Annotated in this window: 15 protein-coding genes; 2 read left to right on the top strand and 13 right to left on the bottom strand. The window is 69.4% G+C overall.

The features are described from left to right. Positions 1–21: 21 nt before the first annotated feature. From ACU6XJ_RS14785 to ahcY, 5 genes are all read right to left on the bottom strand, one after another. Positions 22–1767 (bottom strand): LpqB family beta-propeller domain-containing protein, encoded by a 1746-nt coding sequence (locus ACU6XJ_RS14785; protein ID WP_476311201.1) that lies wholly within the window; start codon positions 1765–1767, stop codon positions 22–24. After that, the gene (mtrB, locus tag ACU6XJ_RS14780) at positions 1764–3551 is read right to left on the bottom strand and encodes an MtrAB system histidine kinase MtrB (protein ID WP_476311199.1); all 1788 of its coding nucleotides are present in this window, start codon (positions 3549–3551) and stop codon (positions 1764–1766) included. Before mtrB ends, ACU6XJ_RS14785 begins: the two co-directional genes overlap by 4 nt. A 271-nt stretch (positions 3552–3822) precedes the next feature. Continuing rightward, positions 3823–4500 carry an MtrAB system response regulator MtrA gene (gene mtrA / locus ACU6XJ_RS14775; RefSeq protein ID WP_476311196.1) on the bottom strand — a complete coding sequence of 226 codons (678 nt, stop codon included), beginning with the start codon at positions 4498–4500 and terminating at the stop codon, positions 3823–3825. Between the two features lie 289 nt (positions 4501–4789). Then, positions 4790–5431 (bottom strand): dTMP kinase, encoded by a 642-nt coding sequence (locus tag ACU6XJ_RS14770; protein ID WP_476311193.1) that lies wholly within the window; start codon positions 5429–5431, stop codon positions 4790–4792. A 161-nt stretch (positions 5432–5592) separates the two neighbouring features. After that, positions 5593–7068, bottom strand: coding sequence for an adenosylhomocysteinase (gene ahcY, locus ACU6XJ_RS14765; RefSeq protein ID WP_476311190.1), 1476 nt, complete (start codon positions 7066–7068; stop codon positions 5593–5595). Positions 7069–7362: 294 nt separating this feature from the next. Here ahcY and ACU6XJ_RS14760 point away from each other — a divergent pair, with 294 nt between their 5' ends. Beyond that, the gene (locus tag ACU6XJ_RS14760; protein WP_476311187.1) at positions 7363–9750 is read left to right on the top strand and encodes a hypothetical protein; all 2388 of its coding nucleotides are present in this window, start codon (positions 7363–7365) and stop codon (positions 9748–9750) included. A gap of 42 nt (positions 9751–9792) precedes the next feature. Here the strand turns inward: ACU6XJ_RS14760 and ACU6XJ_RS14755 are convergent, their stop codons facing one another. Next, positions 9793–11115, bottom strand: a complete 1323-nt coding sequence (locus tag ACU6XJ_RS14755; protein ID WP_476311184.1) for a glutamate mutase L — start codon at positions 11113–11115, stop codon at positions 9793–9795. 508 nt (positions 11116–11623) lie between these two features. On the opposite strand from ACU6XJ_RS14755, the gene ACU6XJ_RS14750 reads away from it, so the two are divergent. After that, entirely contained in the window at positions 11624–12415 is a 792-nt protein-coding gene (locus ACU6XJ_RS14750; RefSeq protein ID WP_476311181.1) for an SDH family Clp fold serine proteinase, read from the top strand. Here ACU6XJ_RS14750 and ACU6XJ_RS14745 read toward each other — a convergent pair. The 7 genes from ACU6XJ_RS14745 to ACU6XJ_RS14715 all read right to left on the bottom strand — a co-directional run bounded on the left by ACU6XJ_RS14745 (position 12395) and on the right by ACU6XJ_RS14715 (position 20457). Then, positions 12395–12589 (bottom strand): type II toxin-antitoxin system VapB family antitoxin, encoded by a 195-nt coding sequence (locus ACU6XJ_RS14745; RefSeq protein WP_476311178.1) that lies wholly within the window; start codon positions 12587–12589, stop codon positions 12395–12397. The two genes, ACU6XJ_RS14750 and ACU6XJ_RS14745, sit on opposite strands and share 21 nt — an antisense overlap. A gap of 246 nt (positions 12590–12835) precedes the next feature. Beyond that, a complete protein-coding gene (locus ACU6XJ_RS14740; protein WP_476311175.1) occupies positions 12836–13663 on the bottom strand; it encodes a TIGR03619 family F420-dependent LLM class oxidoreductase in 828 nt (275 codons plus the stop codon). A gap of 77 nt (positions 13664–13740) precedes the next feature. Continuing rightward, the gene (locus ACU6XJ_RS14735) at positions 13741–15081 is read right to left on the bottom strand and encodes an acetyl-CoA carboxylase biotin carboxylase subunit (protein ID WP_476311172.1); all 1341 of its coding nucleotides are present in this window, start codon (positions 15079–15081) and stop codon (positions 13741–13743) included. Positions 15082–15185: 104 nt separating this feature from the next. After that, on the bottom strand, positions 15186–16709 hold the full coding sequence (locus ACU6XJ_RS14730; RefSeq protein ID WP_476311169.1) for an amino acid permease: 1524 nt from the start codon (positions 16707–16709) through the stop codon (positions 15186–15188). A gap of 281 nt (positions 16710–16990) precedes the next feature. Beyond that, positions 16991–17908: a cation diffusion facilitator family transporter gene (locus ACU6XJ_RS14725; RefSeq protein ID WP_476311166.1), complete on the bottom strand. Its 918-nt coding sequence runs from the start codon at positions 17906–17908 to the stop codon at positions 16991–16993. An 85-nt stretch (positions 17909–17993) separates the two neighbouring features. After that, positions 17994–19226 (bottom strand): mannose-6-phosphate isomerase, class I, encoded by a 1233-nt coding sequence (gene manA / locus ACU6XJ_RS14720; RefSeq protein WP_476311163.1) that lies wholly within the window; start codon positions 19224–19226, stop codon positions 17994–17996. A 139-nt stretch (positions 19227–19365) separates the two neighbouring features. Then, on the bottom strand, positions 19366–20457 hold the full coding sequence (locus tag ACU6XJ_RS14715) for an SIS domain-containing protein (protein WP_476311160.1): 1092 nt from the start codon (positions 20455–20457) through the stop codon (positions 19366–19368). Position 20458: the final 1 nt, after the last annotated feature.

The following is a 20458-nucleotide window of genomic DNA, read 5'->3' as shown; positions in this document are numbered from 1 at the left end:
GGCTTGTTCCGCGGGGTGGTGTCAACCGGGGTAGATCGGGATGACCGGGGTGCCCGCGCTGGGGCTCTGGCGGTGCTGCTGCCAGATGGACACCCCGGAGTTCTCCGCCGTCCACAACCCGTTGCCGTCGGCGACCACGGTGGGCAGGCCACCGGGAGCGGCCGCGATGGCACGCAATCCCGGGGTGAGGTTGGTGTTCGGGTAGTCCTCCTGCTGGAAGCCGTCGACGGAGGTCTTGAGCACCAGCTGCGGGCCTCCGGTTGCGGCGACGACCAGCGAGTCGGGGCCCTGCCAGTCGAGGTCCGCGGCGTTCTTGCCCAGGCTGGACGGCAGCAGCACCGTGGTGTTGATGATGGTCATCTCGCCCCCACGTTCGGCGAGGGCGCCCACCACCAGCGAACCGCCCGCCACCGCGGCCACCCGGACGCCGTCCCTGGACAGCCTGAGGTTGGTGATCCGGCCGAACCTGGCCAGTTCGGTGGCCACGACCGGGCGTGCCGTCCAGCTCTCACCGTTGCCAACGCGCAGCGCGCGGATCACCCGGCTGCCGTCGGCGACCGTCCACACCTCGCCCGCGCCCTGCATCCAGGTCGGCCTGGTCAGCGTGAGCGGGCGCCTGCCGCCGAGGTCGACCGGCCGCAGCGACCGAGAGTCGTTGCCAACGTGGAGTGCGAGGTTGCCGCCGTTCTCGGCGACCACGGCGAGACCGGTGCCCTCGGTGGCCGCCCCCGCGCTGACCACTCGCAGTTCGCCGGTGCCCGGTGGACCGGGCACCGCGCTCGAGTCCTTCATCAGCAGCAGCCGGTTGCCGGTGGCGATCAGGCCGGAGTCGGAGGTGGGGGTGTTCGCCTTCACCAGGTCCTCGAACTCGGTGGCCCTGCCGTCCAGCCACTTGTCGCGGTCCCGGGTCAACCGGATCGCGCCGGTGCTCACCGGCTGCAGGGACAACACCACCTGCGCCACGATCAGCGTCTGGTCGCCGGAGGGCACGGCGTTCATGTTCGCCAGGTCGACGACCAATGCGCCGTCGGAGTCCTGGCTGGGGTTGTTGCCCAGCTGGGTGGTCTTGGGCAGCGCCGAGAAGGCCGCACCCTCCAACGCCTCGGAGGGGCCGGCCAGCAGCAGCTCGATCACCTGCTCGGCCAGGTTCTGCCCGTGCTTGGGCAGGTAGCGGACGTCGGGGGTCAGGCCGTCCCTCGCGGGTTTGGCGAAGTACAGCCGAACCGCCTGGTAGGTCTCCAGGAACTGGTCCCGGCTGACCACCACCCCCGGCGGCAGTTCGTCGATCCGCCACTGGCGGGTCTCCCGCTCCTTCACCAGTTGCAGGGTGAAGGCATGCTCACCGGCCTCCGGCACGAAGGACTGGTCCTCGGTGTTGATCCGGCCCAGCTTGTTGGCCCTGACCTGCACGGAGACCGAGGTCAGGTGCTCGATGTTGCCGGTTCCGCTGGGATAGACGGTGTTGAAGTCACCCACCACGGTCAACGAGGGCTTGTCGTCCCAGCGGCTGTCCGCGGCGCTGGTCATGTACATCCGCGCCGCGCGGTGGTCGTCGGTGGGATCGGCGCTGGCCTGGATGAACCGCCTGGACAGGTCCAGCGGGTCGATGTCCTGGGGAGGGGAGGCCAGGGCCGAGGTGCTCGTGGTGTTCGGCCGGGTGCCCAGTGGCTTCGGCGCGGACTTCTGGGGGATGGCCGCGCAGCCGACCGAGATCAGCACGCAGGCCAGCACGATGGAGGTGATCACGACTCGCGAGATGGATTTCACGCCTGCCCCCTGTCCGCGTCCCCGGCTGTCGTCGCCCTGCTGCCCACGTCTCCGAGAGTCGTCGCGTGGCTGCCCGCATCCGCCCGCGGCTCGTCGGCCGCAGGCTGCTCGGCAGCCACCGGCTGCGTGCCGTTGGGCGACTCCTCCTCGCTGGTCCACTTCGGGACCACAGCGGCCTCGGCGGGCTCGTGGGCGGGCCGGTGCAGCGGGATCGACTCGGGCGGCGGCAGCGCCAGCGGGCTGTCCCGCAGTTCGATGTCCTGCCGCCTCGGCAGCGTCAACCGGAAGCAGGCGCCAAGGCCCGGCTTGCCCCACGCCTGCAGCCAGCCCCCGTGCAGCCTGGTGTCCTCCAGGCTGATCGCCAGGCCGAGCCCGGTGCCGCCGGTGCGGCGGTTGCGGGATGGGTCGGCCCGCCAGAAGCGGTTGAAGACCAACTCGTCCTCGCCGGGGCGCAGGCCGACGCCGCGGTCCCGCACGGTCACCGCCACGGCTTCGCTGTTCGCGGCCATCCGCAGTGTCACCGGCAGGCCCTCGCTGTGGTCGACAGCGTTGGCCAGCAGGTTGCGCAGCACCCGCTCGACGCGGCGGGAGTCCAGCTCGACGATCACCTCGTAGTCGGGCATCAGCACCTCGACCTCGGTGTTCGCCTCCTGCGCGATGGCGCGCACCGAGTCGACGGCGCGCTGGGCGACCCCGCGGACGTCGATGGGCTCCGCGGCGAGGTCGGCGACTCCGGCGTCCAGGCGGGAGATCTCCAGCAGGTCGGCGAGCAGGTCCTCGAACCGGTCCAACTCGTCCACCAGCAGCTCGGAGGAGCGGGCCAAGCCGGGCGGGAACTCCTCGCGGGATGCGTGCAGCACGTCCGCGGCCATCCGCACGGTGGTCAGCGGGGTGCGCAGCTCGTGGCTGACGTCGGAGGTGAACCTGCGCTGGAGCTGCCCGAACTCCTCGAGCTGGACGATCTGCTTCTGGATGCTCTCGGCCATCTCGTTGAAGGACTCGGCCAGTCTGGCGACATCGTCCTCACCCACCACCGACATGCGCTCGTCGAGTTGGCCGTCGGCGAACCGCACGGCCACCTCGGCGGCCTGCCGCACCGGTCTGACCACCTGCCGGATGACCAGGTTGGTGATGCCCGCCAACAGGAGCAGCAGCACGATTCCGCAGACCACCAGCGTGCTCTGCACGATCGTGAGCGTGTGCTGTTCGTCCCCGAGCGGATAGAACAGGTACAGCTGCACGGGATGCGAGGCCGTGCGGACGGGGCTGCCCCAAGCCATCAGGGTGTGCGCGCCGCCGGAGCCGATGGCCTTCGTGTCGATCATCGACGCGACCCGGCCGCCCTCCACGATGGCCCGCAGGTCGGCGTCGATCTGCCTGGTGATGTCCGGCGAGGTGGAGGGGGCGACCTTCCCATTGCCGCCCGCCCGGCCGTTGACGATCACCGCGAAGTAGGCGCCGCCGCCCTTGCCGCTGTCGTCCGGGATGCGGTTCAGGCTGGTGAGGGCACGCTTGAACTTCGCCTCCCAGCCGTCCTGGGCCGGGTCGACGCCCTCCAGCTCACGCTCGATCGTGTCGGCGGCGACCTCGGCCTGCCGCTGGGTGGTGTCGTACTTGGCCTGGATCAGCCGCTCGGTGATCTGGGTCTGCAGCACGACGCCGAGCACGAAGACCACCGAGGAGGACAGCGCCAGCGTGCTGATCACGACCCGCAGCTGCAACGAGTGGTTCCACTGCACGCCAAAGGCCACCCAGCCGTTCTTGGCCTGGGTGGACAATCGCACCAGGCCCTGCCGGATGCGTGCACGACAGCGACCGAGAAATCCCACCGTCAAACCCTCACCAGTGTCCCGAATCGGATGTTCGTTGCCGCTATCGGCGGATCCGGGTTTCCGCTGGGCGTGCCGGTGCAAGGCCCCGTACCAGGTTGTACTTGGGTCTTTCACCGGTGCGTCCAGCGGGAAGCTGGGCCGTCGAGAGTGGTGACGAATTTCCGACTCGGGACACTACAGCGTCAGATGCGGACGATTCTCGCCCATGGCTGTCTCGGTCAGTTCACGGCGGTCCCGCTTTGTAGCCGACACCGCGCACCGTGAGAACGACCTCGGGGTGCTCGGGGTCGCGCTCGACCTTCGACCGCAGGCGCTGGACGTGCACGTTCACCAGTCTGGTGTCGGCGGCGTGCCGGTAGCCCCACACCTGCTCAAGCAGCACCTCGCGGGTGAACACCTGACGCGGCTTGCGCGCCAGCGCCACCAGCAGGTCGAACTCCAGCGGCGTCAGCTGGATGTTCTTGCCCTCCCGGAGCACCTCGTGGCCGGGGACGTCGATGGTGAGATCACCGATCGTGAGCGTCTCCGCCGGTTCGGCGTCGGTACGGCGCAGCCGCGCCCGGACCCTGGCGACCAGTTCCTTCGGCTTGAACGGCTTGACGACGTAGTCGTCGGCCCCGGACTCCAGCCCGAGCACGATGTCGACGGTGTCACTCTTGGCCGTCAACATCACGATCGGTACGCCCGACTCACCCCGGATCGCCTTGCATACATCGATGCCGTTCATCCCCGGCAGCATCAGATCGAGCAGAATGAGGTCCGGCTTCAGTTCCCGCACCGCGGGAAGCGCCCTGGTTCCGTCCGCCACCACCGCGGTGTCGAACCCCTCGTTACGCAGCACGATCGTCAGCATCTCGGCGAGCGCCGGATCGTCGTCCACCACAAGCACGCGTGCCTTCATGCTCAACATCGTCCCACTACCCATCGCTTGTGCGCGCGCCACCCGCTGATCAAAGGCCGAAATCGACAGATCGAGTCGTTGCCGCGCTATCTCCCGCCTGGCCACCGCGCTCTCCTCGCTGTTGTTTGCGGCGGTTGTTCATATTTGCCCAACCCCACGGGGAACCCCGACCTCCGCGTCGTCCGGCTCGCGATCGCACGACACATGCCCTGGAGGAGACTCACCCCGTTCACCCCAGTAATAACCCAGAGCGATTAATGCGTTACGATGTAGACGGTTTCAATTTGGTTTACCGCGGCAGAGCAGCGACGATTTCGCCCGCCGCGACCTTCTTCTCGCCATTCACCGTCAGCCACGGAGACAGCCACTGACCTGCGGCAAGCTGCTCGTACACAGCCGCACAGCGGTCCTGCAAACCACTGTCTGTTTCGAATCGGTCACGAATACGGTCGGCCTCCGTATTCTCCCGGTGCTCGGCCCGCTCCGCCGCCAGCTGAACAGGCACCCGCAGCAGGAGCTGGAGATCGGGCACCGGCAAAGCGAAACGCCGGATTTCGAGCTGGTAGAGCCATGCGACGAAATCCCCGTCGGCGTTCTGGTGCAGGCGGGCCGCCCCATAGGCGGCGTTGGACGCGATGTAGCGGTCGAGCAGAACAACGTCGTGGCTCTCGAGTGCGGCCAGCAACTCCTCGCCCGCGCCCCTCCGGTCCAGTGCGTAAAGGGCGGCCATCCCATAAACCGAATCCCCGAGGTCGCCGTGCCCGCCGTCCAGCGCCTCCCGGAGCAGGTCCGCGTGGATGTCCCTGCCGTACCGCGGAAAGGCCAGCTGCCCCACGGTCCGCCCCTGGTCGTGCAACTCCTTGCTGAGCGCGTCGGCCAGCGTCCGCTTCCCCGCGCCGTCCAGGCCCTCGATGACCACCAGTTTGCCCACGCCTCACCGTAACGGAGTAGCTGGTAACAGCTCTACGTGGAGCCAGGCTCATGCGTGGACAGAACAGCCGCCTTCTTACGCGGATCGGGTGACGTCCGCCCGAAAAGAGGCGAATCGCCGCACCCGTGTGGGTGCGGCGATTCGGGTGGTTCAGGTGCGGATCAGTAGCGGTAGTGGTCGGGCTTGAAGGGGCCCTCCACGTCGACGCCGATGTACTCGGCCTGGTCCTTGGACAGCTTGGTGAGCTCGCCGCCCAGCGCCTGGAGGTGGATCAGGGCGACCTTCTCGTCCAGCTTCTTGGGCAGGCGGAAGACTTCCTTGTCGTACTTCTTGTAGTTCTGGAACAGCTCGATCTGGGCGATCACCTGGTTGGAGAAGCTGTTCGACATGACGAAGCTGGGGTGGCCGGTGGCGTTGCCCAGGTTCAGCAGCCTGCCCTCGGACAGCACGATGATGGAGTGCCCGTCGGGGAAGACCCACTCGTCGACCTGCGGCTTGATGTTGATCCGGCGGATGCCGGGGTAGCGGGCCAGGCCCGCCATGTCCAGCTCGTTGTCGAAGTGGCCGATGTTGCCCACGATCGCCTGGTGCTTCATCCGCGCCATGTGGTCGACCATCACGACGTCCTTGTTGCCCGTCGTGGTGATCACGATGTCGGCCCGGCCCAGCACGTTCTCCAGGGTCGCGACCTCGTAGCCGTCCATCGCGGCCTGCAGGGCGCAGATCGGGTCGATTTCCGTGACGACCACCCTGGCGCCCTGTCCGCGCAGCGACTCCGCGGCACCCTTGCCGACATCACCGTAGCCGCAGACCACGGCGACCTTGCCGCCCATCAGCACGTCGGTGCCGCGGTTGATGCCGTCGATCAGCGAGTGCCGGATGCCATAGCGGTTGTCGAACTTGCTCTTGGTGACCGCGTCGTTGACGTTGATCGCCGGGAACAGCAGCTCCTTGGCGGCGGCCAGCTGGTACAGGCGCAGCACGCCGGTGGTGGTCTCCTCGGTGACGCCGTGGATGCCCTCACCGATCTTGGTCCACTTGCCGGTGTCGGCAGCCAGCGAGGCCTGCAGCAGCTCCAGGAAGACGTTCCACTCCTCGGAGTTGTCCTCGTCGGTGGCGGGCACGACGCCTGCCTTCTCGTATTCGGTGCCCTTGTGCACGAGCATGGTGGCATCGCCACCGTCGTCCAGGATCATGTTGGGGCCCTGGCCCTCCGGCCAGGTCAGCATCTGCTCGGTGCACCACCAGTACTCCGGCAGCGTCTCGCCCTTCCAGGCGAAACAGGGGACGCCCTTGGGCTCATCCTCGGTGCCGTGCGGGCCGACGACGACCGCGGCGGCGGCGTGGTCCTGGGTGGAAAAGATGTTGCAGGAGGCCCAGCGGACCTCCGCGCCGAGCGACACCAGCGTCTCGATCAACACCGCGGTCTGCACCGTCATGTGCAGCGAACCCGACACCCGCGCGCCGCGCAGCGGGTAGACCTCGGCGTACTCCCGGCGCAGCGCCATCAAACCGGGCATCTCGTGCTCGGCGAGCCGGATCTCCTTGCGACCGAACTCGGCCAGCGACAAGTCGGCGACGGCGAAGTCGATTCCGTTGCGGTTCTGCAGCCTCGCCTCGACGATGCTCGCGGTCATCACGCAGCTCCTGTCCTATCCCCGGCCATGTCCCGGCACGATCCACGCCGGTGTCTCACCGGCGCCCAACTGAACCCTACCGTTGCACGATCGGCGCGTGAGGAGCGCAAGAAATCGGTATGAGCCACGACTCAGAGGGCAATCTCGTGGTGCTCGGATGAACCCCGGCGGACGAATCGAGCGTTGATATCAATGGGTGAGGCGGGCCGGTCAGGACCCTGATGACCTGGACGCATCACGCAATGTCCACAATTGGAGATCATTCCTCACGACTAGTGATGCCGAAGGAGCACTGTGTCGACGCCTCTGAGCCCGGCCGGGCTGCTGGCCGGACCGGACACCCGGGTCGTCGAGTTGCGCGTGCACGGCATCCTCGGCACCTCCGGGGAGCAGCTGACCGATTCCGTGGTCGCGGTGGACGTGGCGGGCGACGGCGTCGGCCGCATCGTGCGGCCCGCCGACCGGCTACGCCGTCCGGCCACCGGCCCGGTGCTGTACGCGGCGGGGCGACCGGTCTCGCGGATCGTGGAGGGCTACCTGTGGGGCCGCATGACCTCGGGCGGCTTCGCCAAGTCCATCTGGGCGCTGCTGTTCCCGTTCTCGCTGGCCAACGTCGCGCACTGGATGCTGCCGAAGGCGGTCTCCCCCGGGCTCTCAGCGGTCCTGCGTGCGCTGCTGCGGCTGGTCGCCCTGTTGCTCACGCTGCTGTTCGTCACCCAGCTAGGGGTGGTGAGCATGGATCTGCTGGCCACCCAGTGCCTTTCGCCCGGTTCGGACTGCCTGTCCATGGCGCCGGGCTGGGTGCGTACGTCTGATCTTGCCCGCAACCTCGTCGGTCTCGCGCCGGTCGCGTTGGCCATCCTGGTCATGCACCGCATCTCCACCGTCGAGTGGAAGGTCGGCGCGCCGTCCAGGGACACCGCGACCACGCCGCTGGCCGAGTTGCCGGGGTCGGGCGTGATCGCCGACCCGGACACGCCGGGTCTGCGTGATCTGCACACCACGGCCGCGTTGCTGACCACCGCGCTGCTCGCCCTCGGCGGACCGGTCCTCCCCGCTGACCCCGGGACGGCCACGCTGTGGTGGATCTGCGTCGGGCTGCTGATCGGCGTGGTGCTGACCGTGCTGCTGCTGGACGATCCGACCGGCCGCTCGCCGCACAGGCGGCTGCTGTTGAGCAGGTCTGCCCGGCTGTTGCTGCTCAGCCTCGGCGCCGCCGGACTGGCCAGCGTGATCACCCTGACCGAGCCCGGCGCGGGTCCGCTGCCGGGTTCGGACCCCACGCTGGCGGCGGTCGGCGGGCTGCTCGCGGTGTGCTGCCTGCTGATCGGCTTCCTGCTCATTCCGGCGGCAGTGCTCGCCAGGCAGCCTGGTCTGCCGCGGGCCCTGCGTCCCTGGGCGGGCGGCTGGCTCGCGGCTCCGCTGCTGGTGCTGGCAGGCATGCTGGGCGGCGGCTTCGGCGCCGGGCTGGCGGTCACCGTGCGGCAGGCCGTCGACGACAGCTTGGTGCTGCCCGCGGCCTATCGCTGGGTCGCCCTGCTGTGGGGCGCGAGCACCGTGCTGTGGGCGGCGCTGCTGATCCCGCTGGTGGCCGTCCTGCTGCTGACGCGGTTCGTCGCCCGCCGCCGCGGCCGGTTCGTCCCGCCGGAGCTTCGGCTCCTGCACGGCGACAACGACGCCGACGCACAGCGCGCCGCGAACGCCTGGTGGCGGGCGGGCCTGCAACGGGGACACGTGCACCACGCGGTGGTGGTGATCGCCGGAACGCTGGGCACCGGTGCGCTGGTCGCGGTCGTCTGCTGGGTGGCGGGCGTGCGGCTGCCGGGGTGGAGCAGCGCGCTGTGGGCGCTGGGTATCGCGACGCTGACCGGCGCCGCGGCCGCGGTGCTGCGCGCGGTCTACCTGGCGGCGCGGAAACCGGAGCAGGCCCGCAGGCTGGGTGTGCTGGCCGACCTCGCCTCGTTCTGGCCACGGGAGACACACCCCGCGGTGCCGCCCTGCTACGCGTTGAAGGTGATCCCCGAACTCGTCGCGCGAGTTCGCGAGCACCTGGCCAACCCGTCCACCCGCGTCGTGCTGGTCGGCGAGAGCCAGGGCAGTTTGCTCGCCGCGGTGGCCGCAGCCCGCTTGGTCGGCGAGCTTTCACCGACGGAAGTGGAGCGGCTCGGGCTGGTGACGGTGGGCTCGCAGTTGCAGTGGGCGTACGCCCGCGCGTTCCCGGCCGCGGTGCCGCACTCCTCGCTGGTCTCGCTCGCCGACGCGCTGGGCGGGCGGTGGCGGTCGCTGTGCCGGGGCACCGATCCGCTGGGCGGCGCGGTGAGCACCTGGTGGCGCCAGGTCCGCGACGGGCGACTGCTCGGCGTCGGCTTCCGCGCCGGGCTCGGCACCGAGGGCGGCGTCGGCGCCCTGCCCGCGGCGGAACGCGGACCGACCGGCGCTCTGGTCCTCGGCGGCGACCACTGGCTGCCGGACCCGCAGCACGCGCCGGTGGAGAACCACCGCTGGAACCCCGGCGTGCTTGGCCACGCGGACTATTGCTCCGACCCGGAATGGGATCGGGCCATCGCGATGGCGGCGGGCCTCACCCCAGTCCGCGGTCCCTCGCCCGAAGTGCAGCTATCCAACGGCCACGGCGCCTTCAAACTCGGCGCCCACCCCAACCCCACGGCGCAGGGCTCGTGAGGGTGCAGTTCCCGTGAGAAGGAAACTCCCCACTCACGAGCTTCAGACGGGTCTCAGTTCGCGGAGCAGTCCCAACGCGGGGGCGGGGTGGCCCGCGTCGGCGAGTAGACCCGCCGGTGCCAGGACGTAGCGGGTGTCGACGGTGATCGAGGCGTGTTTGAGCAGCGGGCGCAGTACCGGGTCCGCTTGGACGTAGTCGGCGACGGCGGCGATCTCGGTCGGGTCCGCGTGGCGGAAGACCCCGCCGGAGAGCACGAGCAGACCCGCGCCTTGAGGGCCGAGGCGGCCGTCCACCAGGCGGATGTGCCTGCGCAGGGCGATGACCGTGGCCAGCGCGGCGATGCGCATCTCCTCGGCACGCGACCGCGCGTCGGGTGGCAGCCAGTCCACTGTGGACTCTCGGAGGTCGGCGGCGGCGCGCAGGGCGGGCAGTTCGCCCTCGGTGAGCAGGCGTTCGGCCTCGGCTTCGGCGATGACGCCGGGCGCGGAGAAGCGCATGCCGAGGTCGCCTTCAACGGTGCGGCGGTCCGGCGGCAGTTCGACGGAGTGCCTGCCCGCCTGGTCGTCGGCGCCGGACACCGCAGAGTAGACGTCGGTGGTGGCGCCGCCGACGTCGACCACGAGCACCGCGCCCGCGGTCTCCTCCTCGGCAATCAGCCTGGCCAACTGGGCCACTCCGGTGAGCACCGCGTCCGGAGTCACCGTCCGGACCAATTGCCGGAAACGAGGACCGGACGAAAGTCCCTTGCCGCCGATCACGTGCCGCAGGAACATCTCCCGGATCGCGCGCCGGGCACCCGCCGGGGCGAGTTCGCCGACATCGGGCAGCACGTTCTCGGTGGCGGTCACCGTGCGTTTGGCGGCGGTCAGTAACTCGATCGCGGTATCGCGTGCCGACGCATTGCCCGCCAGGACGATCGGGCAGCGCATCCGGGCGCGGGCCAGTCGGCCCGCGTTGTGCAGCAGCACCCGCTCGTCACCGCCGTCGGTGCCGCCGACCAGCAGCAACACATCCGGCTTCGCGGCGCGCAACGCACGGATGCCCGCGCCGTCCAAGAGGCCCGCGCTGATATTCACCACCTTGGCACCCGCGGAGAGCGCCACCCGGTGGCCGGCCTCGGCGCTGATCAGTCGCTCCTGGCCGACCACGGCGAGACGAAGGCCGCCGCCCGCTGATGAGCACGCCAGAACGGGTACCCCGGTAGCGGAAAGTTCGTTAGTGACCGCAGCTATAGCGCGAAGGACCTCGGCCGGAGTGGTTGGATGCGATGCGGTGCCGATCAAGTCACCCGATGGGATGACGAGGAGGGCGGCCTTCGTCCAAGTCGACCCGACGTCGACACAGAGGATTCGATCAGCAGGCACCGGCTGAACCTAGCCGAGCCGCCCGGATCACGGTGTTGCAATGCACCTCTGTGCTGCGATGACTGCCAATTGCATCATCGCGCCAGGACTGGTAGGCGCAAACCCTGGAAATTCGGCCCTCGGCGCGCTACACCGTACGTACGGTTCAATTGCGCATTAGAGTGATGTGGCCACCGCACCACCAACTCGCCAGTACCTTGGTGTTCTTCACTAGGCAAGGAGGGCACACCATGACCCGAGACTCGTCAAACGTGGTCCCGGAGCCCGATGATGTAAAGGATTGGGATGCTCGGGCGGCAAGGGCGGTGGAGGCGTGGGAGCTGGGCCGCCAGACGATGCAGCCGAAGCCGGAGCGCCCGGTACCCATGTCGAGATTGGCAGCTCGCCACAAGGCCTGAGCTACCTGGGTACCTATACCCCGCTGTACCGCGCGCAGCATGAACGCCGCTTCTCACGACAGGCCATGATCCGCCGGTACGGGCAGCGGCATGACTGCAATCTGGTGGTCATGATCGATCAGATCACACCGGAAAGCATCTCACTGTTCGCTGAACTCATGCACGATGTTCGGCCCCATCAGGACCTGCATCTGTTGCTGTGCTCGCCGGGCGGCGACGGGGAAGCCGCCGTCCGGCTGGCCAGGATGGCCCAGGCGTCCTGCCGTCGCTTCGTCGTCCTCGTTCCCGAGGCGGCCAAGAGCGCGGCGACCATCCTGGCCTTGGGCGCACACGAGATCGTCATGGGCTTCACCTCCGACCTGGGGCCCATCGACCCGCAGGTCCTCGTCGCCGAGCGAGGCTATGTCAGCGCGAAGGACCTGATCGCGGCCGTCGACCGGGCACTGGACGAGGTCGCCAAACGCCCGGACACCTATCCCATGCACGTCGCGATGCTGGCGGGCATCGACATGACCACCGTCCAGTTCGCCCGTTCCGCGCTGTCCGAGATCGGCGACCTCGCCAAGAAGGCCGTGGGCAGCAACCCGGAACGGGCGTCCGCCGAGGTCGTCCGGTTGTGTAGGCAGATCGCGAAACCGCTGATCCACGCGCCGCACTCGCATGCGGCGGTGATCGGACCGGAGGAGGCCGCCGAGGCAGGCCTGCCGGTGCGCACGATGAGCCCGCAGGAGGACCACTGGCGGGAGATCTGGGCGCTGTGGACGTGTTACTTCGCGCTGGGCCCGATCTCGCTGCTCTCGGTGTACGAGGGCGAGCGGGCCTCGCAGGTACGGATCATGAAGCCGCAGCGGGCGGGCGGGTCCGCGCTGGGCATGCCTGGTTCAGATGCGAGTCCCATGTGAGATCGGCGTTCCGATCAGGTTGAGTCTGCTGCGCTGCTCCATCACGCGCCGCATCTTGTGCTGCCGGATCAGCTCCCGCAGCGCGGTCTCGATGGCGACCTGCTTGTTGGCGGTTCCGGCCAGTCGGCTGGCCTCGGCCAGCAGCACTCCGTCGATGTCGAGATGAACGCGCACGTCATACCCTCCGTGTGATCGCGGATGCCCCGAGGCGACGCCGCCGTGAGAAGATGATCACGGACCGAGGTCGCCGGGCTCCTCTGTGTGACACCGCAACGAGCATGCGTGACCGCACGCGCCGATGCAGTTGCATGTGCGACGAACGGTTGACGGCGGGCGCCGAAAGACATTCGGAACTGCCCAGGTGCCGAAATTCCACGCCGCCGACCGGTGAATACCGTGCGACCAACGGCCGAATTCCGCTCAACGGCAGACCAGCCGCTGGTAGCCGTCCAGCAGGCGTTCGGTCTCGGCTCGGTCGGCGCGCGGCAGGTCAAGCGCGATGCGCTGCACGCCAAGATCCGCCAGCTGCTCCACGATCGACGGAGCCGGTTCCACCGCCACCACGGTGACCGGCGGCGCGGGTCGCCGGTACCGCTGCGCCACCCGGCGCAGCCGCGCCACCCCGGCGATCAGCCGCCCGATACCACCTGTGTACAGCGGCATCCAGCCGTCGGCGTACTCCACGACCCGCTGGTAGACGTGCCGCCCCGAGCCGCCGAGCAGGATCGGCGGATGCGGCTGTTGGGCGGGACGCGGGCCGGAGCGCAGCGGGCGGAACCGCACGTGCTCACCGTGGAACTCCGCCTCCTCGGCCTGCCAGATCCGCTTCATGGCCAGCACCCGCTCGGCGAGCACCGCGGCCGACTCGCCGGGGTGCACGCCGTGGTTGCGCTGGGCCTCGGGGATCGAGCCGGTGCCGACGCCGAGCAGCAGCCTGCCCCCGGACAGCCGGTCCAGGGTCGCGGTGGCCTTGGCGGTGGTGATCGCGTCCCGCTGCGCGAGTTGCAGCACCGAGGTGCCCAGCCGCAGCCTGCTGGTCGCCGCCGCGGCGAAGGACAGCAGCACCAGCGGATCGGGCAGGTCGGCATACCGGTGCCAGCGGTCGGAGCCGTTGGGTCTGGCGTGCACCGGCACATGGCTGTGCTCACCGACGAACAGCGATTCGAAGCCGCGCTGTTCCAGCGCCACCGCCAGTTCGCCGGGCGCGATGCCCGCCCCGTCCATCATCGTCGAGACACCGAAGTGCACCGAACCTCCCTCACCGGCAGCGCCCTCCACCGTAGGGCGGCGCCGCCGGTGACGGCTACGAGCGCACGTCGTGCGGGCTAGGCGCGCATGCGGCCGACGATGCCGGTGTCGTAGTCCCCGCCGATGAACTCGGCGTTGTCCAGCAGTTCGGCGTGGAAGGCCAGGTTGCACTTGGGTCCGGTGATGGTGAACCCGGCAACGGCGGCGCGGGCGCGCTCCAGCGCCTGCGCTCGGTCGGCGCCGTGCACCACCAGCTTGGCCATCAGCGAGTCGTAGGCGGGCGTGACCTTGGTGCCCGCGGCGTAGCCCGAGTCGACCCGCACACCCTCGCCGGACGGCTCGGTCCACTCGCTGACCGCGCCGGGGCCGGGCAGGAAGCGCTTGGGGTCCTCGGCGTTGACGCGCAACTCGATGGCGTGGCCGGTCGCGGACAACGCCGCCGGGTCGAAACCGGGGTCCTCGCCCGCCGCGACCCGAAGCTGGGCCTCGACAAGGTCGACACCGAAGATCGCCTCGGTGATGGGGTGCTCGACCTGGAGGCGGGTGTTCATCTCCAGGAAGAAGAACTCCTTGGTGGCGGGGTCGAGCAGGAACTCCACGGTGCCCGCGTTGCGGTACGACACGGTCTCGGCGGCCTTGATCGCGGCGGCGCACATCGCCTCACGCAGCACGGCGTCCACGGCGGGCGACGGGGTCTCCTCCGCCACCTTCTGGTTGCGCCGCTGCACCGAGCAGTCCCGCTCGCCGAGGGCGATGACCGTGCCGTCGGCCAGGCCGAGCACCTGCACCTCGACGTGCCGCACCCGAGGGAAGTAGCGCTCGATGAACACCCTCGAGTCGCCGAAGAGCCGTCCGGCGAAACCGGTGACCTTGTCGTACTCGGCGCGCAGCGCGTCGAGATCGTTGGCCACCGCCATGCCCATGCCGCCGCCACCGGCCGCGGCCTTGATCATGACCGGGAAGCCGATCCGCTCCGCCTCCGCCACCGCTTCGTCCGCGGTGGACACGGCATCGGGCGAGCCGGGGGCGACCGGGACACCGGCGGCGGCCATGGCGGCGCGGGCGGCGACCTTGTCGCCCATCGCGGCGATCGCTTCGGCGGGCGGGCCGACCCAGATCAGGCCGGCGTCGGAGACGGCGCGGGCGAAGTCGGCGTTTTCCGACAGGAAGCCGTAGCCGGGGTGGATCGCGGCGGCGCCGGACTCCTTGGCCGCGGCCAGCACCCGCTCGGCGTTGCGGTAGGACTCGGCGACGGGCGCCGGTCCGAGCAGCACGGCCTGGTCGGCCTCGGTCACGAAGGGCAGGTCGGCGTCGACGTCGGAGTGGACGGCGACGCCGCGGATGCCGAGGCGCCGCGCGGTTCGCAGCACCCTGCGGGCGATCTCACCACGGTTGGCGACGAGAACTGAGTCAATCACGGCTGGAACCTTACCCAGCGCCGGTTTGCCCGGTGATGAGCGACTTCAGCCAAAAAACTGGGGGCGTCCCGTCATCGGAACGCCCCCAGCTTGCGATCACACCGTCAGCCGACCGGCACGTCGACCGGGTCGGGCTTCTCGCCGCGCTCCGCCTTGCCCAGCACGGAGTGCCGCCAGCCGTACAGGAAGTACACCCCGAGGCCGATGGCCAGCCAGATCAGCAGCCGGATCCAGGTCCACGCCGCCAGGTTCACCATCAGCCACAGGCAGCTCAGGATCGCCAGGATCGGGATCAGCGGCACCAGCGGCACCCTGAACCCGCGCGGCAGGTCCGGACGACGCTTGCGCAGGATGATCACACCCGCGGAGACCAGGATGAACGCCAGCAGCGTTCCGCCGTTGACCATCTCGGCGAGGTCCTCGAAGGGCACCACGCCCGCGGCCAGCGTGACCAGGATGCCGACGATCACGGTGAGCCGGACCGGCGTGCCGCGACTGCCGGTCTTGGCCAGCCAGCGCGGGGCGAGGCCGTCGCGGGCCATGGCGAAGCCGACCCGGTTCTGGCCGAGCAGCATCACCATGACGACCGTGGTCAGACCGGCCAAGGCACCGATGGAGATGACCGTGGCGGCCCAGTTCACGCCGTTCAGCGCGAAGGCGGTGGCCAGCGTGGGCGTGGTGCCGTCGGGCTTGGTCTGAAGCTGGGTGTAGTTGCTCATGCCGGTAAGCACCAGCGCGACCGCGACGTAGAGCACGGTCACGATGGCCAGCGAGCCGAGGATGCCGCGCGGCGCGTCCTTGCTGGGATTCTTGGTCTCCTCAGCGGTGGTGGCCACCACGTCGAAGCCGATGAACGAGAAGAACACCAGCGAGGCGCCTGCCAGCACACCGAAGAGGCCGAAGGTGCTACTGGTCGAGCCCAGCATCAGCGACAGCAGCGACTGGTCGAGCCCGCTGCCGCCGGTGGTTCCGCCGGAGGTGGCCTCCGGGATGAACGGGGTGTAGTTGCTCGGCACGATGTAGGCCGCGCCGACCACGACCACTAGCAGCACCACGCCGACCTTGATCGCGGTGATGACCTGGCTGACCAGCGAGGACACCTTGGTGCCGATGATCAGCAGGGTGGACAGCGCCACGATCAGCAGCATCGCGCCCCAGTCGACGGTGATACCGCCGAGTTGGAATGTCACCGTCATCTTGGAGCCGGTCAGCGAGATGACCTCGGCCAGGTAGGCCGACCACCCCTTGGCCACCACCGAGGCGGCCAGCGCGAACTCCAGGATCAGGTCCCAGCCGATGATCCAGGCCACGAACTCGCCGAAAGTGGCATAGGAGTAGGTGTAGGCGCTGCCCGCGACCGGCACGGTCGAGGCGAACTCCGCATAGCAGAGCGCGGCGAACCCGCAGGCCACCGCGGCGATCACGAAGGACAGCGAGACCGCGGGGCCCGCCGTGTTACCGGCGACGTTCGCGGTCAGTGTGAAGATACCGGCGCCGATGCAGACAGCGATGCCGAAGACGATCAGATCCCAGGCACTCAGATCCTTGCGTAGCCTGGTGTCCGGTTCGTCCGTGTCGGCGATGGACTGCTCCACCGTCTTGGTGCGCCAAAGTCCGTTCCCTGGCAAAGCCCCTCCCGCGTATTGCAGTGAAAACTCGGCCTCGTGAGCCCCGAGGGGTTGCGTTGTGGACCCCTTTATCGTGATCGCCCCACGTGGTCGACGTCACGGGCACAGTAGTCGCGAACGACTGTAAGGAAAGCCCGTTCCACATAACGGTTCGTGATCGACTGTCCAATCAGGTGATTTAACCGGAACCAATGCGTTACTTGTCCGTTTTCGGACGTGCATGACAAACGCGGGTCCGTTCCGGTGCTCAGATCACCCGAGAAGAGCAGCGATCTCGGGAACTATTTCACCGCGGCGCGGTCAAGGTCAGGCTCCAGATAGATCAATTTCGCCGCCGGGACCTTACTGCGGACGCGCAGCTCGGCGTCGTCGATGGCCTGCGCGATCTGGTCCAGCTCCAGACCGGGCACCATCGCGATCTTCGCCGCGATCAGCAGTTCGTCGGGGCCGAGGTACTGGGTGCGGATGTGGATCACGCGGTCGACCTTGCCGCACTCCAGCTCGGCGACGATGGTGTCCTGCACCTTCGGGTCGGCGCCTTCGCCGATGAGCAGGCTTTTCATCTCGATGATCAGAATGATCGCGATGACGCCCAGCAGCACGCCGATGCTGATGGTGCCGATCGCGTCCCACACCGCGTCGCCGGTGAGCACGCTGAGCCCGACGCCGAACAGCGCCAGCACCAGGCCGAACAGGGCGCCCGCGTCCTCCAGCAACACCACCGGCAGCTCAGGGGTCTTGGACTGGCGGATGAACTGCCACCAGGTGGCGTCGCCCTTGACCAGCCTGGATTCCTTGATGGCGGTGTGGAAGCTGTAGGTCTCCAGCCCGATCGCCACCACCAGGATGACCACCGCGACCAACGGTGAGGTCAGCGGCTCATGCGACTCCAGCTTGTGGATGCCCTCGTACAGGGCGAACACGGAGCCGAGGCTGAACAGCAGCAGCGCCACCACGAACGAGTAGAAGTAGCGGTAGCGGCCGTAACCGAACTGGTGCAGCTGCGAGGGTTCCCGCCGCGCCGCCCGCTGCCCCCAGAGCAGCAGGCCCTGGTTGGAGGTGTCGGCCACCGAGTGCACCGACTCGGCGAGCATCGACGACGATCCCGTGATCAGGAACCCGACGAACTTGGCGATGGCGATGCCCGCATTGGCGAACAATGCCGCCAGAATCGCCTTGGTTCCGCCTCCTGCTGCCACGACCCCTCCGAACGTTCAGTGCACCGAGTCGGCAAAACCATGCCAGACGGCGCGGCACTCCGCGCGCACTACCCGGCAAATGTGCTTAGAGTCCCGTTGCGGCTCTGAAGACCTGGGCCGGGGAGTCGACGCCGCTGGGACGCACCGTGACCGGTGGATCACCGGCCGCGACCCACACGGAGTTCCCGCGCTTCAGCGAGATCCGCTGCTCGTCGGCCGCCGAGCACTCCACGGCCCCGGAGGTGCAGAGCAGGATCTGCGGACCGCCCGCGGGCAGCCGCACCTCGGCCGTGGCATCGCCGTCGAGCGGAAAGTCCAGGCGGGACAGCGTGAAGTCGGGCGCGGGGGTGCGGTATTCGGTGAGGTACTCGGCGACCAGCTCACCACGCAGCACCGGCATGTCGCCGCAGCTGAAGTCCAGCACCCGCAGTAACTCCGGAACGTCCACGTACTTCGGGGTCAGACCGCCTCGCAACACGTTGTCGGAGTTGGCCATGATCTCGATTCCGCTGCCGTGCAGGTAGGCATGCAGGTTGCCCGCGGGCAGGTAGATCGCCTCGCCGGGCGCCAACACCAGGCGGTTGAGCAGCAACGCGGCCAGCACACCAGCGTCACCGGGGTAGTTCTCCGCGAGCTCCAGCGTGGTGCGGCACTCCAGCGAGAACGGCCCGCGCAGCCTGCAGTGCTCGACACAGCCCTCCAGCAGCCGGGGGATCAACTGCTCCAGTGCGGGCTGCGGCAACGTGATCCAGGTAGTGAACAACGCCCGCAGGCCTTCCGGGTCGGGCTGCTTGGCCAACAACTCGACGTAGGCGGCGAGTTCCGGAACCGCCAGCGACTCCAGCAGTTCCACGGTGCGGTGCGCGTCCCGGAAGCCCGCGAGGGCGTGGAACTCGGTGAGCGCGCAGATCAGCTCGGGCTTGTGGTTGGGGTCCTTGTAGTTGCGGTTTCCCGCGTCGATGGGAACCCCGGCAGCCTCTTCCCTGGCATAGCCCTGGGCGGCCTGCTCCAGCGAGGGGTGGGCCTGCAGGCTCAGCGGCTCCTCGGAGGCCAGCACCTTGAGCAGGAACGGCAGGGTGTCGCCCCAACGCTGCACGCCCGCGGAACCAAGCTGCCCCGCCGGGTCCTGCTTGAGCACCTCGGCGAGCGAGGGTTCGGTGCCGTCGGCACGCAGCAGCACCGAAGGGTCCGCGGGATGGGCGCCGAGCCACAGCTCGGCCTCGGGATGCGGTGCGGGCACCGGGCGACCGAGCAGCTCAGCGATGATGTGCCGCGAACCCCAGGCATACGGGCGCACCGCATTTCGCAGCAGCTCCACAATCAGCTCCCGATTCCTCTTCCGCACTAGGCGCGATCCGCCGGCCGCCGCCTGCCCCGAAAGCCGGTGCGATGCAAACCTTTGGCGCCGCGTTGATCCTCACCCTAGCGCCGATGCCCGACGCCGTGGCCAACGCCCGTTAACCGTTGGCCGGTGCGGGAGCGAGCAGTCCGGGTCCGCCCAGCAGGCCCGTCGCCAGCCCCAGGTACACGGCGGCGAGGTCGAAGCGCAGGTTCAGCAGCGCGGCGAGCAGGGCGACGTCCCCGTCGACCTCCTCGGCGGGCACCACCACGTCCGCGCCGGGCAGCGCCTGGCCCGCGGCGTGGATGGCCGCCGACTCGGCCACGCCGCGGCGCACACCGATCAGCAGCACCCTGGCCTGGCCCGCGTTGTCCTCGGGGTCGGAGAAGATGTCGGCGCCGGAGGTCGCGGTGACCGCCGCCCGGTGCAGGGCGGGCCGGTGCACGACCTGCGGGTAGCCCGCGACATCGGCCACCACGCCTGCGAAGGCGGCGAGCATCATCGCGCCGTGCGCGGCGACGGCGGTGGCGACGGGGTCCATGCCCCACAGCAGCGGCGTCCGCTCGGCCAGCCGCAGCGCGAGCGCCTTGGCCGGGTTCACGAAGGACTCGTGCATGGGGTGGCTGCGCTCGGCCTCGCGGTCCAACTCGTCGGCGATGGCGGCGGTGTCGGTGCGGAAGAAGCCGAGTGCCTGTGTGGTGACCAGGCCCGCCGCCAGCGCGCGGTGGTGGTCGAAGCCGGGCGCGGTGCGCACCCGGGGCACCAGTAGCAGCCCGCGGCCCGCGGAGGCGGCGGCCACCGGCCCGTCCGCGGGCGCGGTCAGCACCACCTGGGCGCCGCGGCGCACGGCCCGGTCCACGGACTCGGCCAGCGCGGCATCGTGGCCGTCGTCGGTGTGGGCGAAGACCACGTCCAGTGCGCCGACCCAGCTGGGCACCACGTCGGTGACCAGCACCGGCACCGGGGCGGCAGGCCCGAGCAGGCTCGCCAGCAGCTGCATCACGGCCGGGCCGACACCGGGCCTGGCCAGCAGCACCAGCGCCCGGGGGCGCAGCCCGCCGAGGCGGTCGGCCAGGCCGACTTCGGCCGCGGTCTCCCCGGTGGCACGGAACTGCGCGCCCGCACTGGCGGCGGAACGCAGCAGACCCGCCGTGTCGGTCTCGGTCAGTCGCGACGGCTCGTCCAGCAGGCTGTCATCCAGCACCGTCATA

The organism is Actinorectispora metalli (assembly GCF_056323685.1).
The sequence above is the reverse complement of the archived record's forward strand: the minus strand, read 5'-3'. Positions and strand labels throughout refer to the sequence as shown.

Bases quoted from the DNA above. Each gene is read 5' to 3' on its own strand.
- mtrA (WP_476311196.1), bottom strand. From the start codon at position 4,500: ATGAAGGCACGCGTGCTTGTGGTGGACGACGATCCGGCGCTCGCCGAG.
- ACU6XJ_RS14750 (WP_476311181.1), top strand. From the start codon at position 11,624: ATGATCGATCAGATCACACCGGAAAGCATCTCACTGTTCGCTGAACTC.
- ACU6XJ_RS14715 (WP_476311160.1), bottom strand. From the start codon at position 20,457: ATGACGGTGCTGGATGACAGCCTGCTGGACGAGCCGTCGCGACTGACC.
- ahcY (WP_476311190.1), bottom strand. From the start codon at position 7,068: ATGACCGCGAGCATCGTCGAGGCGAGGCTGCAGAACCGCAACGGAATC.